At 63.1% G+C, this 16,620-nt stretch carries 11 protein-coding genes; 10 read left to right on the plus strand and 1 reads right to left on the minus strand.

Going from position 1 to position 16,620, the window contains the following annotated elements; all coding sequences use genetic code 11:
* Positions 1-32 precede the first annotated feature (32 nt).
* Positions 33-2,003 carry an LOG family protein gene (locus tag AADX97_RS03085; RefSeq protein WP_374231531.1) on the minus strand — a complete coding sequence of 657 codons (1,971 nt, stop codon included), beginning with the start codon at positions 2,001-2,003 and terminating at the stop codon, positions 33-35.
* Between the two features lie 251 nt (positions 2,004-2,254).
* Between AADX97_RS03085 and AADX97_RS03090 the strand changes: the two genes are divergently transcribed.
* From AADX97_RS03090 to AADX97_RS03135, 10 genes are all read left to right on the plus strand, one after another.
* Positions 2,255-3,004: a YebC/PmpR family DNA-binding transcriptional regulator gene (locus AADX97_RS03090; protein WP_374231532.1), complete on the plus strand. Its 750-nt coding sequence runs from the start codon at positions 2,255-2,257 to the stop codon at positions 3,002-3,004.
* Positions 2,997-3,584 (plus strand): crossover junction endodeoxyribonuclease RuvC, encoded by a 588-nt coding sequence (gene ruvC, locus AADX97_RS03095; protein ID WP_374231533.1) that lies wholly within the window; start codon positions 2,997-2,999, stop codon positions 3,582-3,584. The genes AADX97_RS03090 and ruvC overlap by 8 nt, the downstream gene beginning before the upstream one ends.
* A complete protein-coding gene (gene ruvA, locus AADX97_RS03100; RefSeq protein WP_374231534.1) occupies positions 3,581-4,189 on the plus strand; it encodes a Holliday junction branch migration protein RuvA in 609 nt (202 codons plus the stop codon). Before ruvC ends, ruvA begins: the two co-directional genes overlap by 4 nt.
* Before the next feature lie 408 nt (positions 4,190-4,597).
* On the plus strand, positions 4,598-5,149 hold the full coding sequence (locus AADX97_RS03105) for a Uma2 family endonuclease (RefSeq protein ID WP_374231535.1): 552 nt from the start codon (positions 4,598-4,600) through the stop codon (positions 5,147-5,149).
* A gap of 391 nt (positions 5,150-5,540) precedes the next feature.
* Positions 5,541-6,017, plus strand: a complete 477-nt coding sequence (gene brxF, locus AADX97_RS03110) for a BREX-3 system P-loop-containing protein BrxF (RefSeq protein WP_374231536.1) — start codon at positions 5,541-5,543, stop codon at positions 6,015-6,017.
* Positions 6,018-6,029: 12 nt separating this feature from the next.
* Positions 6,030-9,776: a DUF6079 family protein gene (locus tag AADX97_RS03115; protein WP_374231538.1), complete on the plus strand. Its 3,747-nt coding sequence runs from the start codon at positions 6,030-6,032 to the stop codon at positions 9,774-9,776.
* Between the two features lie 189 nt (positions 9,777-9,965).
* Complete coding sequence (locus AADX97_RS03120) at positions 9,966-11,132, plus strand: AAA family ATPase (protein ID WP_374231539.1); 1,167 nt, start codon at positions 9,966-9,968, stop codon at positions 11,130-11,132.
* Complete coding sequence (locus AADX97_RS03125) at positions 11,126-11,755, plus strand: DUF4276 family protein (protein ID WP_374231540.1); 630 nt, start codon at positions 11,126-11,128, stop codon at positions 11,753-11,755. Before AADX97_RS03120 ends, AADX97_RS03125 begins: the two co-directional genes overlap by 7 nt.
* A gap of 372 nt (positions 11,756-12,127) precedes the next feature.
* Complete coding sequence (locus AADX97_RS03130; protein ID WP_374231541.1) at positions 12,128-14,911, plus strand: DNA methyltransferase; 2,784 nt, start codon at positions 12,128-12,130, stop codon at positions 14,909-14,911.
* Complete coding sequence (locus AADX97_RS03135; RefSeq protein WP_374231542.1) at positions 14,908-16,134, plus strand: AAA family ATPase; 1,227 nt, start codon at positions 14,908-14,910, stop codon at positions 16,132-16,134. The genes AADX97_RS03130 and AADX97_RS03135 overlap by 4 nt, the downstream gene beginning before the upstream one ends.
* Positions 16,135-16,620 lie beyond the last annotated feature (486 nt).

A 16,620-nucleotide genomic window follows, 5' to 3' on the forward strand; every position in this document is an offset into this window, starting at 1 on the left:
CGGGCTGATCGGGTCGCGTACCGCCGTGAAGGTCACCCGAGCCGCAGCGTCTGTTTGTAGAAGCGCGGGATGGCGTCCGGGTCTGCGGTCATGAGGATGTTGTCGAGCACCCAGCTCGGCAGTCGGCCCTGGACGGCCATGCGAGTCAGTTGGGTCTTGAGGCCGTCCCAGTAGAAACCCTCGCCCGAGCCGTCGAAGAAGACGATGGGTCCGGCCTCGATGACGCCGAGCTTCATGTCCGTCAGGGTCAGGCCGATCTCTTCGAGCGTTCCGACGCCGCCCGAGAGGAAGATGTGGAAGCTGGCGATCTCGAACCAGCGCTGACGCGACTGGCGGCTGCGTGCCTGGAAGGTCTGGTAATAGTCGGCACTTTGATTGGGCCTCTGGTCCAGCGTCTCGATATAGCTGGAGCCGACCAGCAGGCCGAGCCGGTGCGCGGCCTCGGTGACTTGAAGCATGGCGCCCGGGCCGCCGCCGGTGAGGATGCTGATGTCGCTGCCGAACAGACCCTTCAGGTTGGTCAGCAGGCGCTCGATCTGGAGGGCGGAGGCCTCGTCCAAGGGCTTAATGGATCCGTAGATGGCAAAGACCAGGCTGGAGCGGAAGCGGTCGACCTGCTCGGGCGAGGTGAAATAACCGCGTAGCCCGCGGAAGACGTGTCGCACGACTTGAGTGCGCGCATCGTTGCACCAGAAGACCTCGATGCCGAGACCCTCGTAGTCGGCCAGTCGGCCGTGGTCGCGGGCGGACAGGAAGTGGCCATGCTCGAAGGATGCGCGTCGAAAGACGATGCGACCGATACGTTGGCGCAGCGCCGCGGCGCAGATCTCGGTGTGCTCGATGAGATTCGGGAAATAGCCGAGCAGCAGCGTGGCGCGTACCCCGTCGGCCAGATCCTCCAGGATCCCGGTGCCGTATTCGGTGCGGGTATCGAGCTTCAGGCCCTCGGCGACCAGACCGGCCGCCAGGTCGGTTCCGCCGCGTGGGTCGCGCGGCTCCTCGGGCTGGGTCCAGATGCGATCGGGTCGAGCGCCGTCGAGCAGGGTATCGGGATGCTGCGTGACCGCCATCATGCGATGCGAGTAGCGGTCCTCGAGCGGACCCGCTTCGAGCCGATCGAAGATCTCAGCGAGCCGAGGGTAATCGTTGCCGCGCTGCGCGTCGGCGGACGCGGTGCTCGCGCGACCGTGCCAATAGCGTCGAGTCGGTGTGACCGGGATCGCGTCATGCACGGATGCGGCGACGCTCGGGTTGATGATCAACTGCTCGGAGCGGTTGATGAATTCCAAATAGACATTCGTGCCGCGCGTGGAGACCGGGTCGAGGACCGTCGCCTGCAGATGAAAGCCGAGCGCGTCGTCCAGATTGCGCAGCACGACGTAATGACGATGCAGAAACATCGAGCAGGCCGTCACCAGGCCGTCGTGCGGGGGCAGCGCGATGTGATCGACCGCCTCGCGGATCTGCAGACGGTTCAGCAGGTCCTTGCCGTCGGCATGGGTGGCGATCGCGGTGATTTGCTCAAGCGTCAAGGGGTGGAGAAATCGGAAGATCTGTCGCTGCGGCCGCAGGATGAGATAGCCGTTGCTGTCGACCGAGAAGCCGGCCGGGACCTGGATCTCGTTGCCCTGGATAAGTCCGTGGATGGCGGCGGAGTCGAGCCGGTTGTCCTGCGGGCAGAACACCAGGCGTCCGACCCGCAGGCCCGGCACCACGATATGCTGCAGATGCTCGGCGATGCCGAAGGAGTGGATCGCCGAGACGACCTGGAGCTTGATTGTGCAATGGTCTCCGTTGAAGAGCGGCTCGTCGAGCGGACAGATGTTGATCCCGATCCGTGCGAGCCGACTACGGGCGGCGAAGACCAGATCGGACTCCCGTCCCTTCACGATCGCGCGAAACCGTGGCGAGATCGCGAACCGCGCCTCGACCCGAAAGCCTTCCTCGTCGGTGCCGACGAGGGCCGTGATCCAACCGTCGCCGGTTTCGGGGGTCGCGTACATGTTCTGGTCCTGATGTTACTTGGGTGTCGCCGGGTTGTCGCCGGAGACGGATCGAGGTACGGGCGCGAGTCCGCCTGCGGACCGCGTTTGCATCCGCGCGCCGGGGTTTACCCGGTGTTTCCCGGCCGATGCTAGAATGGCCGGCCAAACAACATGCAGCGCGACTCCCGCGGTGTCAACCGGCTCGGCTCAGGGCGGGTTCAGGGTGTGGGGCTTGCGCTTGATCGATTTCGAGTGAAGAGAGGTCATCGATGGCGGGTCACAGCAAATGGGCCAACATCAAGCATCGCAAGGCGGCGCAGGACAAACAGCGCGGCAAGGTCTGGACCAAGTTGATTCGCGAGGTGACGGTCGCGAGCCGCGAAGGTGGCGGTGATCCGGGTGCCAATCCCCGGCTGCGTCTGGCGATGGACAAGGCGTTCGGCGCCAATATGCCGCGTGATACGGTCGAGCGCGCCATCAAGCGGGGCGCCGGCGGGATGGAGGGCGACGACTACGAGGAGATCCGCTACGAGGGTTACGGCCCCGGCGGCGTCGCCATCATGGTCGACTGCATGACGGACAACCGCAACCGCACCGCGGCCGAGGTTCGTCATGCCTTCAGCAAGCACGGCGGAAACCTCGGCACCGACGGTTCGGTCGGCTATCTCTTCACCAAGCAGGGCATCATCAGCTTCCAGCCCGGCACGAACGAGGATGCGGTGATGGAAGCGGCGTTGGAGGCGGGTGCCGAGGATGTCCTCGCCAACGACGACGGCTCGCTCGACGTGGTCACCACCCCCGAGGCGTTCGCTTCGGTGAAGGACGCGCTCACTCAAGCCGGGTTCGATACCGAGGTCGCCGAGGTCTCCTACAACGCCGCGACCCTCGCCGAGCTCGACCGCGACACGGCCGAGAAGCTGCTGCGTCTGGTCGATGTCCTCGACGATCTGGACGACGTCCAAGAGGTTTACCACAACGCCGATATCGCCGACGAGATCCTGGCCGAGCTCGATGCCTGAGGATCTGCAGCGGCCGGCAGGCGCATTCGCCGGTCGCGCGCCGATTGGATCCCCGGCAAAGCTCCGCCATCGCATCCTGGGCATCGATCCCGGCTCGCGCACGACCGGTTACGGGGTCATCGACACCGACGGTCAGCGCAGCCTGTGGATCGCCAGCGGTACATTGCGTGTCGGCGAATTCCCCTGGCCGGATCGTCTCGGCCGCATCTTCGACGGTGTCGCCGCGATCGTGGCCGAGCACGCACCCCATGAGATGGCGGTCGAGCAGCTCATCTTCGCCCGCGATCCGACCGCGGCACTCAAGATCGGTCAGGCGCGTGGCGCGGCACTCTGCGCCGGGCTCAAGTCCGGCGTGACCGTGCATGAATACAGTCCCAAGACGGTCAAGCTCGCCGTCGTCGGCACCGGTGGGGCCGACAAGTCCCAGGTCCAACACATGATCCGAGTCTTGCTTGCGCTGACCGAGACGCCCTGCGAGGACGAGGCCGACGCCTTGGCGATCGCGCTCTGCCACGCCCACTCGATGGGCATCCCGGCGCGCGGACGGGCCTCTGCCTCCTGGCGGGATTGGCGCCCGTGATCGGCCGTCTGCAAGGCCGGATTCTCGCCAAGCATCCGCCTCAGCTGCTGCTGGACGTGGGCGGTGTCGGCTACGAGGTCGAGGCGCCTATGTCGACCTTTTACGACCTGCCTGCGGTCGGCGAAACCGTCGCCCTGGTCACGCATCTGATGGTGCGCGAGGATGCCTGGTCGCTCTACGGATTCGGCCGCGAGCAGGAGCGCGCGCTCTTTCGTCGTCTACTCAAGGTCACTGGCGTTGGCGCCAAGATGGCCTTGGCGATCCTCTCCTCGATGGACGCCACGCGCTTTGCGCACTGTCTTGAGCATGAAGACCTCGATGCCCTGATTCGGGTCCCGGGCATCGGCCGGAAGACGGCCCAGCGCTTGGTGATGGAATTGCGCGACAGCCTGGATCTGATTCCGGGCAGCGCCCCCCATCTCCCCGAGACGCGTGCCGGCACCGAGGACCCGCGCGAGCAGGCGCTCGCCGATGCGGTGAGCGCGCTGGTGGCCTTGGGCTATCGCCCCGTCGATGCGACGCGGATGGCCCGCACGGCGGATGACGGCAGCGGCGGAGCGGAGGAGATCATCCGCAGCGCGTTGCGGGCCGCGAGCGGGCGCTAAATCGTCGCGTTGCCGCGCACCCAACGCCATCTGCTCGCCGGCCCTCTGCTCATTCGAGCCGATCGAGTCGGTCATCCAACTGCTCGACGCCAACCGTCAGGATGTAATGATGCGTTCCGCACCATTTTCCGACCCTATCTCGAACCCCACCCGCACATTCGGCGAGACCATCTGCCTATGCCGGCATTCCGAGCCGTACCCTGGTGCGGCGCCGTCAAGCCGGTCGTCTGGACCCGGCCGAGTCGGAGCCTGTGCTGCCGAGATCGATCGCCGGTTGACGCAGTAGCGAACGCGGGATGAATCGATCAGTGAGCAGCGGCTTGAGATTGGGTTCTGACGTCTGGTGCCCGGACGATGGCCAACGCAGACTACACTCCAAGATCACGATCCTGACAGGGCCCAACACCCATGACCACACCCCTCCGTCTGGAAGATCTGCCGCATTACACCGACCAAGACTATCGTCAATGGGAAGGCGACTGGGAGTTGATCCACGGGATCCCCTACGCGATGGCGCCGGCACCGGTCAAACGGCATCAGATGCTGACGCTGGCCATCGGTAGCGGACTGCTGGCAGAGGTGAGTGATTGCCCTGACGGTGAGGTCCTCTTGGAGACCGACTGGGTCGTCCGGCCTGACACCGTGCTCCGGCCGGATGTCGCCCTGGTGTGCCGGGACGACAACCCGAGACACATCGCCAAGACTCCGGAGCTGATCTTCGAAGTCCTCGGCCCATCCACCGCCACGCGCGATCAGGGACTGAAACTGCGCGAATATGAGGCGGCAGGGGTGCGGTATTACGTGCTCATCGACCCGGATGAGCTGCGCGCCGCAATCCATCGTCACGATGGCGAGAGATTTCGCCTGATTGCGGAGTGCAGCACCGGACGCTTTGACTTCGCGGAGGTGTACTGCCCGGTCAGCATGGATTTCGCGACCCTGTTTCAGCGCTTTCGCTGAAGCCACCCCGTCTCCTGATCGATTCCTTTTTGCCGGACGGGGCATTTGCCCCGTCCGGAGCCTTTGGCCATCAGCTTATCCACACGAGAGGGCACAGCGCCGGGGACGAATCCGCGTCAGCGATGGGAGGGCAGGCTCCGGTGGATAGGCTCGGTCGTCGGCATGTGCGCGGACGACACCGGCGGTGATATGCTCCGGGCGGAGTCCACAAGCCATCGCGCCGGAGCTCGCTACTTGCGGTGTGTTCCATCACCGGAAGGGCCCCAGATAGCCCCGATATCGCGTGACATGAGACTTGGTGGATTGGAGCCAATCGGGAGCAACGCGTGGATTTGACAGTCACGGACGAGTGCCGCCCTGTTGGCGCCGCGCCGAGGAGACGATAGGCACCATGTTGACGCGGTTGAGTGCGTTGGTCGACGACGTCGCCAGCCTTCACAACAAGCTGATCCTTTTGGTTGGCCCTCCGGGGTGCGGAAAAACGGCCCTGCTGGCCGCTTACGCTGAGCATCGTGGTGTCGAGCGCCGTCCCTTGGGCTCGGCACTGGGCAGGCGTCTCGCCGCGCTGCCGCGCACCCAACGCCATCTGCTCGCCGGCACTCTGCTGCGGGAGATCGCCGAGACGACCCGTGCGACAGCATCCCCGTTACTCGTCGACAACATCGAGCTTTTGTTCGATGCCTCCCTGAAGCTGAATCCACTCGCTCTGCTCAAACGCCTGGCACAGGCGCGGGTGATCGTCGCCGTCTGGCCGGGCGAGCTGCGCCACACCGAACGCGGGCCGCGGCTGACCTATGCCGAGCCGGGGCATCCGGAATATCGCGATGACGCCCTGGATGGCGTCGTCACCCTCGACCTCCAGGATTGACGGAACACCGCCTTGACCAAACAGGACGCTGCCATGCGCTACCGGGATCTCATTCAATTCGAGCCGATCGAGTCGGTCATCCAACTGCTCGACGCCAACCGTCCGGATGAGGCGCAAAAGCTCGTTTCGACCTATGTGATCTCCGACGAGATGGCCACGCGCATCGCCGATGTCATCATCCCGCAGCTCTCGTTCGATCCGGCCGTCGACCACAAAGGCGTCCTCGTGGTCGGCAACTACGGCATCGGTAAATCGCACCTGATGTCGGTGGTCTCGCTGGTCGCGGAGAACGCGGCCTACACACCCTTGCTCGGCCACCCCAAGGTCGCGGCGGCGGCAGAGAGTATCGCCGGCAAGTTCAAAGTGCACCGCATCGAGATTTCGAGTGAGATGTCGTTGCGCGAGATCGTCACCGGCGAGTTGACCCTTTTTCTCGCGACGCTCGGGGTGGAATTCAGCTTTCCGCCGGCCGACCAGGTCGTCAACAACAAAGCCGCCTTCGAGCAGATGATGGCCGCCTTCGCCGAGGTCTACCCCGACCAGGGCGTCTTGCTCGTGGTCGACGAGTTCCTGGAGTTCCTGCGCTCGCGCAAGGATCACGCCCTGGTGCTGGATCTGTCCTTCCTGCGCGAGATCGGCGAGGTCTGCAAGCATCTGCGCTTTCGCTTCGTCGCCGGCGTACAGGAGGCCGTCTTCGACAGCAGCCGCTTCGAGCATGTCGCCGACAGCCTGCGCCGCGTCAAGGATCGTTTCACCCAGGTGCTCCTGGCACGTCAGGATGTGAGCTTCGTGGTCGCCGAGCGGCTGCTCAAAAAGACCTCCGACCAACACCTGAAAATCCGGACCTACCTGACACCCTTTGCCCGCTTCTACGGCAACATGAACGAACGGATGGACGACTACGTCCGCCTGTTCCCCGTGCACCCGGACTATATCGCCACCTTCGATCGGCTCATCTTCACCGAGAAGCGTGGCGCCCTCGTCACCATTCGCGACCAGATCCACGCCATCCTCGACGAGGAGATCCCGACGGATCGGCCCGGCCTGATCGCCTACGACCGCTTCTGGGACACCGTCACCGCCAACTCCGTGTTGCGCTCGGACCCGAGCATCAGCCCCGTCATCAAGGTCTCCGAGGTGCTGACCGGGCGCGTCAAACAAGCCTTCACCCGACCGGCCTACACGCCGATGGCGTTGCGCCTGATCGCGGCCCTCTCGGTGCATCGACTCACGACCGGCGGCGACATCTACATCGCCATCGGGGCCACGGCGGAGGAGCTGCGCGATACCCTCTGTCTGTATCACCCCGGTATCGAGGACATGGGCGGCGAGCCGGCCGCCGATCTCCTCACCATGGTCCTGACCTGCCTGCGCGAGATCCTCAAGACCGTCAACGGGCAGTTCATCTCCAAGGCATCCGGCACCGACCAGTTCTACCTGGACCTCAAAAAGGATATCGACTACGACGCGCAGATCGACAAGCGCGCCGATGCACTCTCGGACGACGCCCTCGACCGCGCCTACTTCAGCGCGATTCGCCAGCTCATGGAGCGCACCGACGAAAGCACCTACGTCTCCGGCTTTCAGATCTGGCAGTACCAGATTGAATGGCTGGAGCGCCGCGTCGAGCGCACCGGCTATCTCTTCTTCGGTGCGCCAAACGACCGTCCGACGGCCCAGCCGCCGCGTGACTTTTACATCTACTTCATCCAGCCGTTCGACCCGCCGCGCTTTCGCGACGAGCACCTGAGCGACGAGGTCTTCTTCCGGCTCAAGGGTCTCGACGACGAGATCCGGCACCAGATCGCCCGCTACGCCGCAGCCTTGGATCTGGCGGCCACCGCGAGTGGCAACGCCAGGTCGGTCTATGTCTCAAAGGCGAATGAGTCGCTGCAGGCCATGAGCAAGTGGTTGCAAGAGAAACAGATGACGGCGCTTGATGTCACCTTCGGCGGCAAGACCAAGCCGCTGCAGGACTGGGTGCGCGGTGTCGGTCTGCGCGACAAGGCCCACCTGGGCGCGGACGAACGCGTGAACTTCCGGGATGTCGTCAACGTGGTCTCCGGCCTGGCGCTGGGCCAATCGTTTGCCGACATGGCGCCCGAGTATCCAACCTTCTCGATCCTCTTGACCGAGATGAACCGCAAGCAGCTCATGCTCGGCGCCTTGCGTTGGCTGGCGGGCGGTCCTCGCACCAAGGACGCGGTTGCCGTGCTGGATGCGCTGGAGATGCTCGACGGCGATCGCATCGAGCCGACGCGATCCAAGTACGCGCAGGAGGTCCTGAACCGTCTCAAGGCCAAAGGCCACGGCCAGGTTCTCAACCGCGGCGAGTTGGTCAGCGGCGCCACCGACATTGAGTATTTCGCGCCGGTGCGCTTTCGTCTGGAGCCCGACCTCTTCACCGTCGTGCTGGCCGGCCTGGTTCACTCGGGTGACCTGGTGCTCGCGATTACCGGCGATAAGGTCGATTCCGGCAAGCTCTCGCTGCTGGTCGAGCGTTCCCTGGATGAACTCAAGGCATTCAAGTACATCGAGGTGCCGAAAGGAATCAACGTCGACATTCTGCGTGCGCTGTTTGAGCTGTTGGGCCTGCCGTCAGGCTTGGCCCAAATGGCGACCCAAGGCAAAGAAGAGCCGGTGAAAGAGCTGCAGGGCGCCGTCGCCAAGTGGGTCGGCCTGGTGCTGACCGTCGGCACGGATCTGCAGAGCCGCCTGAGCTTCTGGGGTCAGACGCTGCTGCGCGATGACGCGCTCAAAGATGCGCTCGCGCGGCTCTCGGCACTCAAGACCTTCCTGGAAGGGCTGTCGCCATACAACAGCGTCGGCAAGCTCAAGAACCTGCGGTTGACCCAGGACGACATCGATGCCCAGAGAAAGAACCTGGAGACCTTGAGCCAGGTCGAGCGTCTCCGCGACCTGGTCGCGGAGCTGGGGACGGCTGCCGCGTACCTGTCCCAGGCCGAGCTGGTGCTCGACAACGGCCATGCCTGGGTGAAGCAGGCCCAGATCGCCCGCAAGGAGATCCTCGACAAACTGCAGCAGGATCCCGCCGCGCAGCACGCCCCTGAGTATCGCCAACGCCTCGCCGCGCTGAAAAAGGACTACCTGACCGCCTATGTCGCCCAGCACAGCAAGGCCCGGTTGGGCGTGTCGGAAGACAAGACCAAGTCCGCGCTGCGCAAGGACCCGCGTCTGGCGATGCTGCGCACCCTGGCCGGCATCGCCCTGATGCCGACCGGCCAGCTCACCGCGTTCGAGGACAAGCTCGACAAGCTCAAGAGCTGCGCCGCGCTGGTCGATGCCGAGCTGGCCGTGAGCCCGGTCTGCCCGCACTGCGGCTTCCGGCCCGCCAACGAACAAGGCGACCTGCTCCCGGCCGCGAACCTCCTCACGGCGTTGGACGAGGAGCTGGATCGGCTGGTCGACGGCTGGCAGCAGACGCTCTTGGATAATCTGGACGATCCCATCATCCAGACCAATTTCGATCTGCTCAAGGCGCCCCAGCGTGATCTCGTCCAGAGCTTCATGGCGACACGGGTGCTCCCCGGTCCGGTCACGCCCGGGTTCGTTCTCGCGATCCAAGAGGCCCTGTCGGGACTGGAGAAGATCGCGGTCAGCGGCGACGACATCAAACAAGCCCTGCTTGCCGGTGGCTCGCCGGCGACGCCGGATGATCTGCGCAAGCGGTTCGAGACCTTTCTCGCCGAGCGTTGCAAGGGCAAGGATGCCGGGAAGCTGCGGTTCGTGGTGGAATGATGCATGTGCGACGCACGTGAGATCATCGCGATGCTGGGCCCTCTCGCCGAGCAGCCTGCCGGGGATCGCCGCCCGCCAGGCTGATCAAGCCGCCGTTGAGGCTGGCCATGCCTCGGAGAGAGTAAGTCCATCGGCACAGGCGTACCGATATAGGCGAGTTGCCGTTCGGTCCTGCACAGCGGAGTGACCATGCTGCTGAAGTCCATCAAACTCACAAACTTCCTGAGCTTCGGCGATCCGACCCAAGCGGTGGAGCTGTTGTCCCTCAACGTGGTGATTGGCCCAAATGGTTCCGGGAAGTCCAATCTGCTCGAAGCGATCGACCTGATTCGATCCGCACCAAAAGACCTGGTGACGGCGATCCGCGACGGCGGGGGCGTGCACGACTGGTTGTTCAAGGGCACGCCGAAGACCCCTGCTGCCACGATCGATGCCGTGTTTGCCAACCCGAAAGGACCACCCAATCTGCGCTATCTGTTGCGTTTTACCGAAGTGGCGCAGCGCTTCGAAATCCTTGAGGAGCGTATCGAGAACGAGGAACCTGGTAAGGGTCGTCACTGGAAATCCTCTTTTTACTATCGCTTCGATAACGGTCAGGCCGTCTTTAACGTCAAGGGCAATCAGCGGCGCCTACAGCATGACGAGATCGATTCCACTGCATCGATTATGGCCCAGCGAAAAGATCCGGATCAATATCCGGAGTTGACCTATCTCGGCAACACCTTTTCAAAGATACGCCTTTACCGAGAGTGGAGCTTCGGTCGTTATACCCTGCCACGCCTCCCGCAAAAGGCAGACCTTCCCAACGAGTGGTTGGAGCCCGATGCCGGTAACCTTGGGCTGGTGCTCAATCGTCTGCGCCGTGAGCCCACGGTAAAGAGACGCGTGCTCGAAGCCCTGCGCGCTTTGTACGACGGAATCGACGATTTCGACGTTCAGATCGAAGGCGGGACGGTTCAGGTCTTTTTCCACGAGGGACGCTTCACCATACCGGCCACCAGACTCTCGGATGGCACATTGCGTTATCTTTGTCTGCTCGCCATCCTCTGTCACCCCAATCCGCCGCCCCTGGTCTGTATCGAAGAACCCGAGCTGGGTCTCCATCCCGACGTCTTGCCAACGGTGGCCGAGCTCCTGAAGGAGGCATCCGAACGGACACAGCTCATCGTGACCACACACTCGGATGTGTTGGTCGATGCGCTCACCGACCGACCGGAGGTCGTGTTGGTCGCGGAGAAGACCCCGAACGGCAGCACCCTGACACGTTTGGATGCCGAGAAGCTCAAACCCTGGCTGGAGAAATACCGGCTGGGTGAACTCTGGACACGCGGGGAGATCGGGGGAACCCGATGGTAAAGCTCTATGTTGAAGGCGGCGGCAATACGGCCGTGCTCAAGACCGCATGCCGCGAGGGTTTCACCAGCTTCATCACGCGAGCCGGCATCGATCGCCGGCCGCGCGTCGTGGCCTGCGGTAGTCGCAAAGACGCTTACGACTCCTATTGCACCGCCATCGCCAACGGAGAGGACGCTGTTCTATTGGTCGATAGCGAAGCTCCCGTCGATGGGCGGTATCAAAACGGCGAACCACGGCACTGGACGCCTTGGCAGCATCTCAAGCAGCGCCAGGGCGATGGATGGGAGAAGCCAGCGAACGTCGCCGACACCGATTGCCATCTGATGGTTCAATGTATGGAGGGCTGGCTGCTTGCCGACAAATTGGCGCTGAAGGCATTTTTCGGTCAAGGCTTTCGCGAGGCCCAACTCCCTGCGTCGGCCGATTCAATCGAGGTGGTAGCCAAGTCGCAGCTCTACGACGCCCTTGCCGATGCCACCAAGGACTGTAAGACCAAGGCCCAATACGGCAAGGGCGAGCATTCATTCAAGTTGCTGGCGAGAATCGATCCAGCCAAAGTCATCTCCGCTTCACGTTGGGCTAAGCGCTTTGTCGATGAGCTCAAGAAAAGAATGAGTGGTTGATCATCCCTCGGCTCACTGGAGCGAACCCGAAATCTGGAGCAACATGGGGAGCGGCGCTGGGCGCGCTATGCGATCTCAAGATGACTGCGCATAGACATTCGCATAAGAGCCGATCTATGCCGACGCAGATGGGCATGCCGCATAGAGTGCGCATATAGAGCGACGGAGTTCAGTGTCGTCCATATTGGTGTGCCGATGCGAGATGTGGCGTGCCTGAGTGGTTCCCTCTGGTCGAGCATCGGAGGTTAAGGTTTCTGGGGGCGAGCGTCGGAGCACAGTCTCGAAAACATGTGGTTACGTTATCGCGAGCGAGCCGACAAAAAATGACTGCCCGGCGGAGTAACGGATTGGCATGATTGGGATCAAGAACCGATGAATGATGTTTTCCACGACAAGGATGCGCAATCCTGCCCCGTCAAATGCCTCGGGCATACCTTCCCGAGCGACCAGGCGCGCCGGGAGCATTACCTAGCACTACTGGCCGAGAAGCTCAAGGATCCGGCGTTTCGCGCGCAGGAGGGTTTTCCGAAGGGCGCGGACGAGGCCATCCTCGCCATGTCCGATCCGCCCTATTACACCGCTTGCCCGAATCCCTGGCTTGATGACTTCGTCCGGCACCATGGCACGCCCTATGATCCGGCGGTGAGCTACAGCCGCGAGCCGCTGGCGATCGATGTCTCGGTGGGCAAGACGGATCAGCTCTACAAGGCGCATTCCTATCACACCAAGGTGCCGCATCTGGCCATCGTGCCCTCGATCCTGCATTACACCGAGCCGGGCGATCTGGTGCTGGACGGCTTTGCCGGCTCGGGGATGACCGGGGTGGCGGCTCAGTGGTGCGGCTCCGCGCCCGCCGTCTACCGGCTTCAGTTGGAGCAGGAGTGGAAGCGGCAGGGCAAGGCGGCGCCCAAGTGGGGTGCGCGCCGGGTGATCCTCAACGACCTGTCTCCGGCGGCGACCTTCATCGCGGCCAACTACAACCTGCCCTTCAATGTCGACGCCTTCGCAGCAGCCGGCAAGCAACTGCTCAAGGAGGTCGAGCAAGAGATCGGTTGGATGTACGAGACGCTGCATACGGACGGCAGAACCAAGGGGCGGATCCAATACACCGTTTGGAGCGAGGTCTTTACCTGCCCCGAGTGCGCAGGCGAGGTGAACTTTCTCGACGAAGCGCTTGATCAGGTCAGCAAGCGGGTCAGGGATTCCTTTCCGTGCCCCCACTGCAGCGCCGACTTGAACAAGGACCGCTTGGAGCGTGTACTGGAGACACGCGCCGATCCGGCGACCGACAGTGCATGGCGGCGCATCAAGTTCCGCCCAGCGCTGATCTCCTATTTCGTCGGTCGATCGGTTTACGAGAAGCAACCCGACAAGGACGATCTTGCGCTTCTGGTGAAGATCGAGTCACAGCCGCTACCGCCGGATATGCCGACGGCTCGGTTTCCCATCGAGGCGATGTACCACGGCTCGCGAATCGCTCCGAAAGGTTTCAGCCATGTTCATCACTTTTTCCTGCCCCGCGCAGCTCATGCGATGGCGCTGCTTTGGCGCAAGGCATCGGCATGTCCGGATCCGCGGACCCGAAAGATGCTGCTGTTCATGGTGGAACAGGCAGTTTGGGGCCTGTCTGTCCTAAATCGCTATCAGCCGATCCAGCAAGGCCGTCCCGGTGGATCACAAGTAAATCGCCAGCTCACTGGCGTCTACTACGTCGCGTCGCAACACTCCGAATGCAGCCCGTCATACAACTTAGGAGGCAAGCTGAAACGACTCAGCAAGGCGTTTTGCGGCTATCGCCCCAGCGCCGGGGTTGGAGCACTCAATACAGGCACCGCCGCCCACCTACTCCTGCAGAACTCCAGCATCGACTACATCTTCACCGACCCGCCCTTCGGCGAGAACATCTACTACGCCGATCTCAATTTCCTCGTCGAGTCCTGGCATGGCGTGACCACCGACGCGCGGCCCGAGGCGATCATCGATCGCTTCAAGAAGAAGGCCCTGCCCGAATACCAGCGTCTGATGCAGCGTTGCTTCGCCGAGTATTACCGGGTGCTCAAGCCGGGCCGGTGGATGACGGTGGTCTTCTCCAACAGCCGGGCGAGCGTCTGGAATGCCATCCAGGTCGCCTTGCAACAGGCCGGTTTCGTGGTCGCCGAGGTGACCGCGCTCGACAAACAGCAGGGCAGCTATCGGCAGGTCACCTCGACCACCGCCGTCAAACAGGATCTGGTGATCTCCGCCTACAAACCGAACGGCGGTCTGGAGCAGCGCTTCGCGCAACGGGGCGCCACCCCGGAGTCGGCCTGGGACTTCGTACAGACCCACTTGAAGCAGCTTTCGGTGACCAAGCCCAAAGACGGCGAGCTGGATTTCATTGTCGAGCGCGACCCGAGGCGGATCTACGACCGGATGATCGCCTGGTTCGTGCGGCATGACGCCCCGGTTCCGCTGTCGAGCGACGCGTTTCTGGAGGGGCTGAGCCAACGCGACTTCCCGGAGCGCGACGGCATGGTTTTCTTGCCCGAGCAAGTTGGGGAGTACGACAAGCAGCGCGCGCGAGTCACCCGGGCGCCGCAGATGGAGCTGTTCGTCTCGGATGAGCGCAGCGCGATCGACTGGCTGACGGACTTCCTGAAGAAGCGCCCATCGACCTACCAAGAGGTGCATCCCGAGTACATCGCCCAACTCGGCGCGGGCTGGCGTAAGCATGAGGAGAAGCCCGAGCTGAGCGCCCTTCTGGAAGACAATTTTTTGCGCTACGAGGGTGCCGGGGACGTCCCCACCCAGATCACGAACTATCTGTCGAAGAACTTTCACGAGTATCGCGGCCTGAGCAAGGACGATCCGGGCCTGGTCGCCAAGGCCAAGGAACGCTGGTATGTCCCGGACCCGAACAAGGCAGCCGACCTGGAGAAAAAACGCGAGAAGACCCTGCTCAAGGAGTTCGAGACCTATCGCGCCAATCCCGCGCGACGCCTGAAGGAGTTTCGGCTGGAGGTGCTGCGCGCCGGTTTCAAAGCGGCCTGGTCCCAAAAGGATCATCGGACCATCATCTCCGTGGCCCGCAAGATCCCCGAGCTGGCGCTGCAGGAAGACGAGAAACTGCTGCTTTGGTATGACCAAGCGCTGACGCTATCGGACGCGCAGACATGATTGCCGCCTTGACACTGCATAACTTCAAAGGCGTGCAGTCGCTGTCCGACAGGTTCGAGCCGCCTGCCGGTCGCATCAAGGTTCTTCGGCCTGGCCCACCGCTCAAGCTCGGACGCTTTCAAGTCCTGGTCGGCCCCAACGGTGTCGGCAAGACGACCGTGCTGGACTCCATCGACTTTGTTCGGGACTGTCTGACCCATGGTCCGGTCGGTGCGGTCGAATCGCGCGGCATTGCAGACTTCAATGATCTGACCTGGCTGCGCCAAGGCGGGTCGGTGGAGATCGAGCTCTGGCTGGACCTGTCCAAGGACCTGCCGGACCAGGCGGACAGCCTGTTGCAGTATCGCCTCGCCGTGCGGCAGGACCCGAAGCTCGGCGTCTGCGTGGAGGACGAGGCGCTGCGTCAATACTCGCGTGCCTGGCTTCCCAAGAGCGGGGATCTGGTCTTCAGCGCCAACGTCAAACCCAAGCGGCTGCTCGGCAAGACCTCAAAGGGGACGGATTATTACGCGCGAGAGAAGGGGAGCTACCAGGATTCCTTCAATTTCGGCCTGGACAAGCTGACCCTGGCGCTCACGCCACCTGACGAAGAGCGCTACCCGACGGCCAACGCCGTGCGCCGCTTCCTAATGCAGGGGGTGCGGTACATCCAGCTCAACAGCCGCGCGATGCGCCTGCCCTGTCCGGCGACCCGTGGAACGGATCTGGATCTGGACGGAAGCAATATGGCCAGGGTCGTCGGCCGCCTGCTGGGGCGAAATGGTGAGCCGGGCACCCAGTGGGCGACGCCGGACACGGCAGTCACCCGTTGGGTGGACCACCTGCGCTATGCACTGCCGGACCTCGTGAACATCGGCTGGGACCGGCGGCAGGCGGACAACGCCGAGTTCCTGGTGCTGCGCTACGAGAATGGCCTCGAAGCCCCGAGCTGGGTGTTGAGCGACGGCACCTTGCGCATGCTGGCGCTGACCTTGCCTGCCTTTCTTCCCGCTGAATCTGCACTCTATATGGTCGAGGAGCCGGAGAACGGGGTGCACCCCAAGGCCCTGGAGATCATCTTGCGCTCGCTCTCGGCGATCCCGGACGGGCAGATGCTGCTCGCGACTCACTCGCCCTTCGTGGTTCAACAGTGCGGGCTCGAATCCCTCCTGTGCTTTTCCCGCGACGGCGACGGCACGCACGTGACCCCCGGACCCAAGCATGATCTCGTCACAGATTTCTAAGCTTCGCTCACCTGATTTCCGCCGATCTTTCCTGACTGCGGCACCGGCCGAGAGGCGGCGGAAGGGTCCCTTCTCGACCCAGACCGGCCACCGAGCTGAGCCAGCCGACCGATCGCTGTGTTCCAGGAAGCCGTCACCGGTCTTTCGTAGCGTGGTGACTCTTCAATCCTGGAAGCGGAAAGTCGATCGACCTTCGCCGAGTGACAAGGCAGGACCCTGATCTGTCTGTCGCGTACGCCACGTGAGCGTCCGCTATAGCGCGGTCAGCAGACGGCACGATCCGGTTCGTCTTGCCTCGCGGGAAAAGGAAAGGTCAGACTTTGCCGACGCTAGACGACCGTTGATGCCGAAGAGGATGCGGCCGCTAGGGCAAGACAGAGCCGGGAGTGCATGCTCGCCTTTCTGTCACGAAATCGCTCACAATCATTGTCAATCGTGCGATAAGGCTGTTCAGGCATCCAGGGTAAACTTCGCCTCACAGCGAGC

The organism is Thiocapsa sp. C2-2m, from assembly GCF_041903745.1.
Lineage (GTDB): Bacteria > Pseudomonadota > Gammaproteobacteria > Chromatiales > Chromatiaceae > Thiocapsa > Thiocapsa roseilacustris.

What these genes read in the sequence shown, in the direction of transcription:
- AADX97_RS03125 (WP_374231540.1), top strand. Translation starts at nt 11,126, where the DNA reads ATGGTAAAGCTCTATGTTGAAGGCGGCGGCAATACGGCCGTGCTCAAG.
- AADX97_RS03135 (WP_374231542.1), top strand. Translation starts at nt 14,908, where the DNA reads ATGATTGCCGCCTTGACACTGCATAACTTCAAAGGCGTGCAGTCGCTG.
- AADX97_RS03105 (WP_374231535.1), top strand. Translation starts at nt 4,598, where the DNA reads ATGACCACACCCCTCCGTCTGGAAGATCTGCCGCATTACACCGACCAA.
- AADX97_RS03085 (WP_374231531.1), bottom strand. Translation starts at nt 2,003, where the DNA reads ATGTACGCGACCCCCGAAACCGGCGACGGTTGGATCACGGCCCTCGTC.
- AADX97_RS03130 (WP_374231541.1), top strand. Translation starts at nt 12,128, where the DNA reads ATGAATGATGTTTTCCACGACAAGGATGCGCAATCCTGCCCCGTCAAA.
- AADX97_RS03090 (WP_374231532.1), top strand. Translation starts at nt 2,255, where the DNA reads ATGGCGGGTCACAGCAAATGGGCCAACATCAAGCATCGCAAGGCGGCG.
- brxF (WP_374231536.1), top strand. Translation starts at nt 5,541, where the DNA reads ATGTTGACGCGGTTGAGTGCGTTGGTCGACGACGTCGCCAGCCTTCAC.
- AADX97_RS03120 (WP_374231539.1), top strand. Translation starts at nt 9,966, where the DNA reads ATGCTGCTGAAGTCCATCAAACTCACAAACTTCCTGAGCTTCGGCGAT.
- ruvC (WP_374231533.1), top strand. Translation starts at nt 2,997, where the DNA reads ATGCCTGAGGATCTGCAGCGGCCGGCAGGCGCATTCGCCGGTCGCGCG.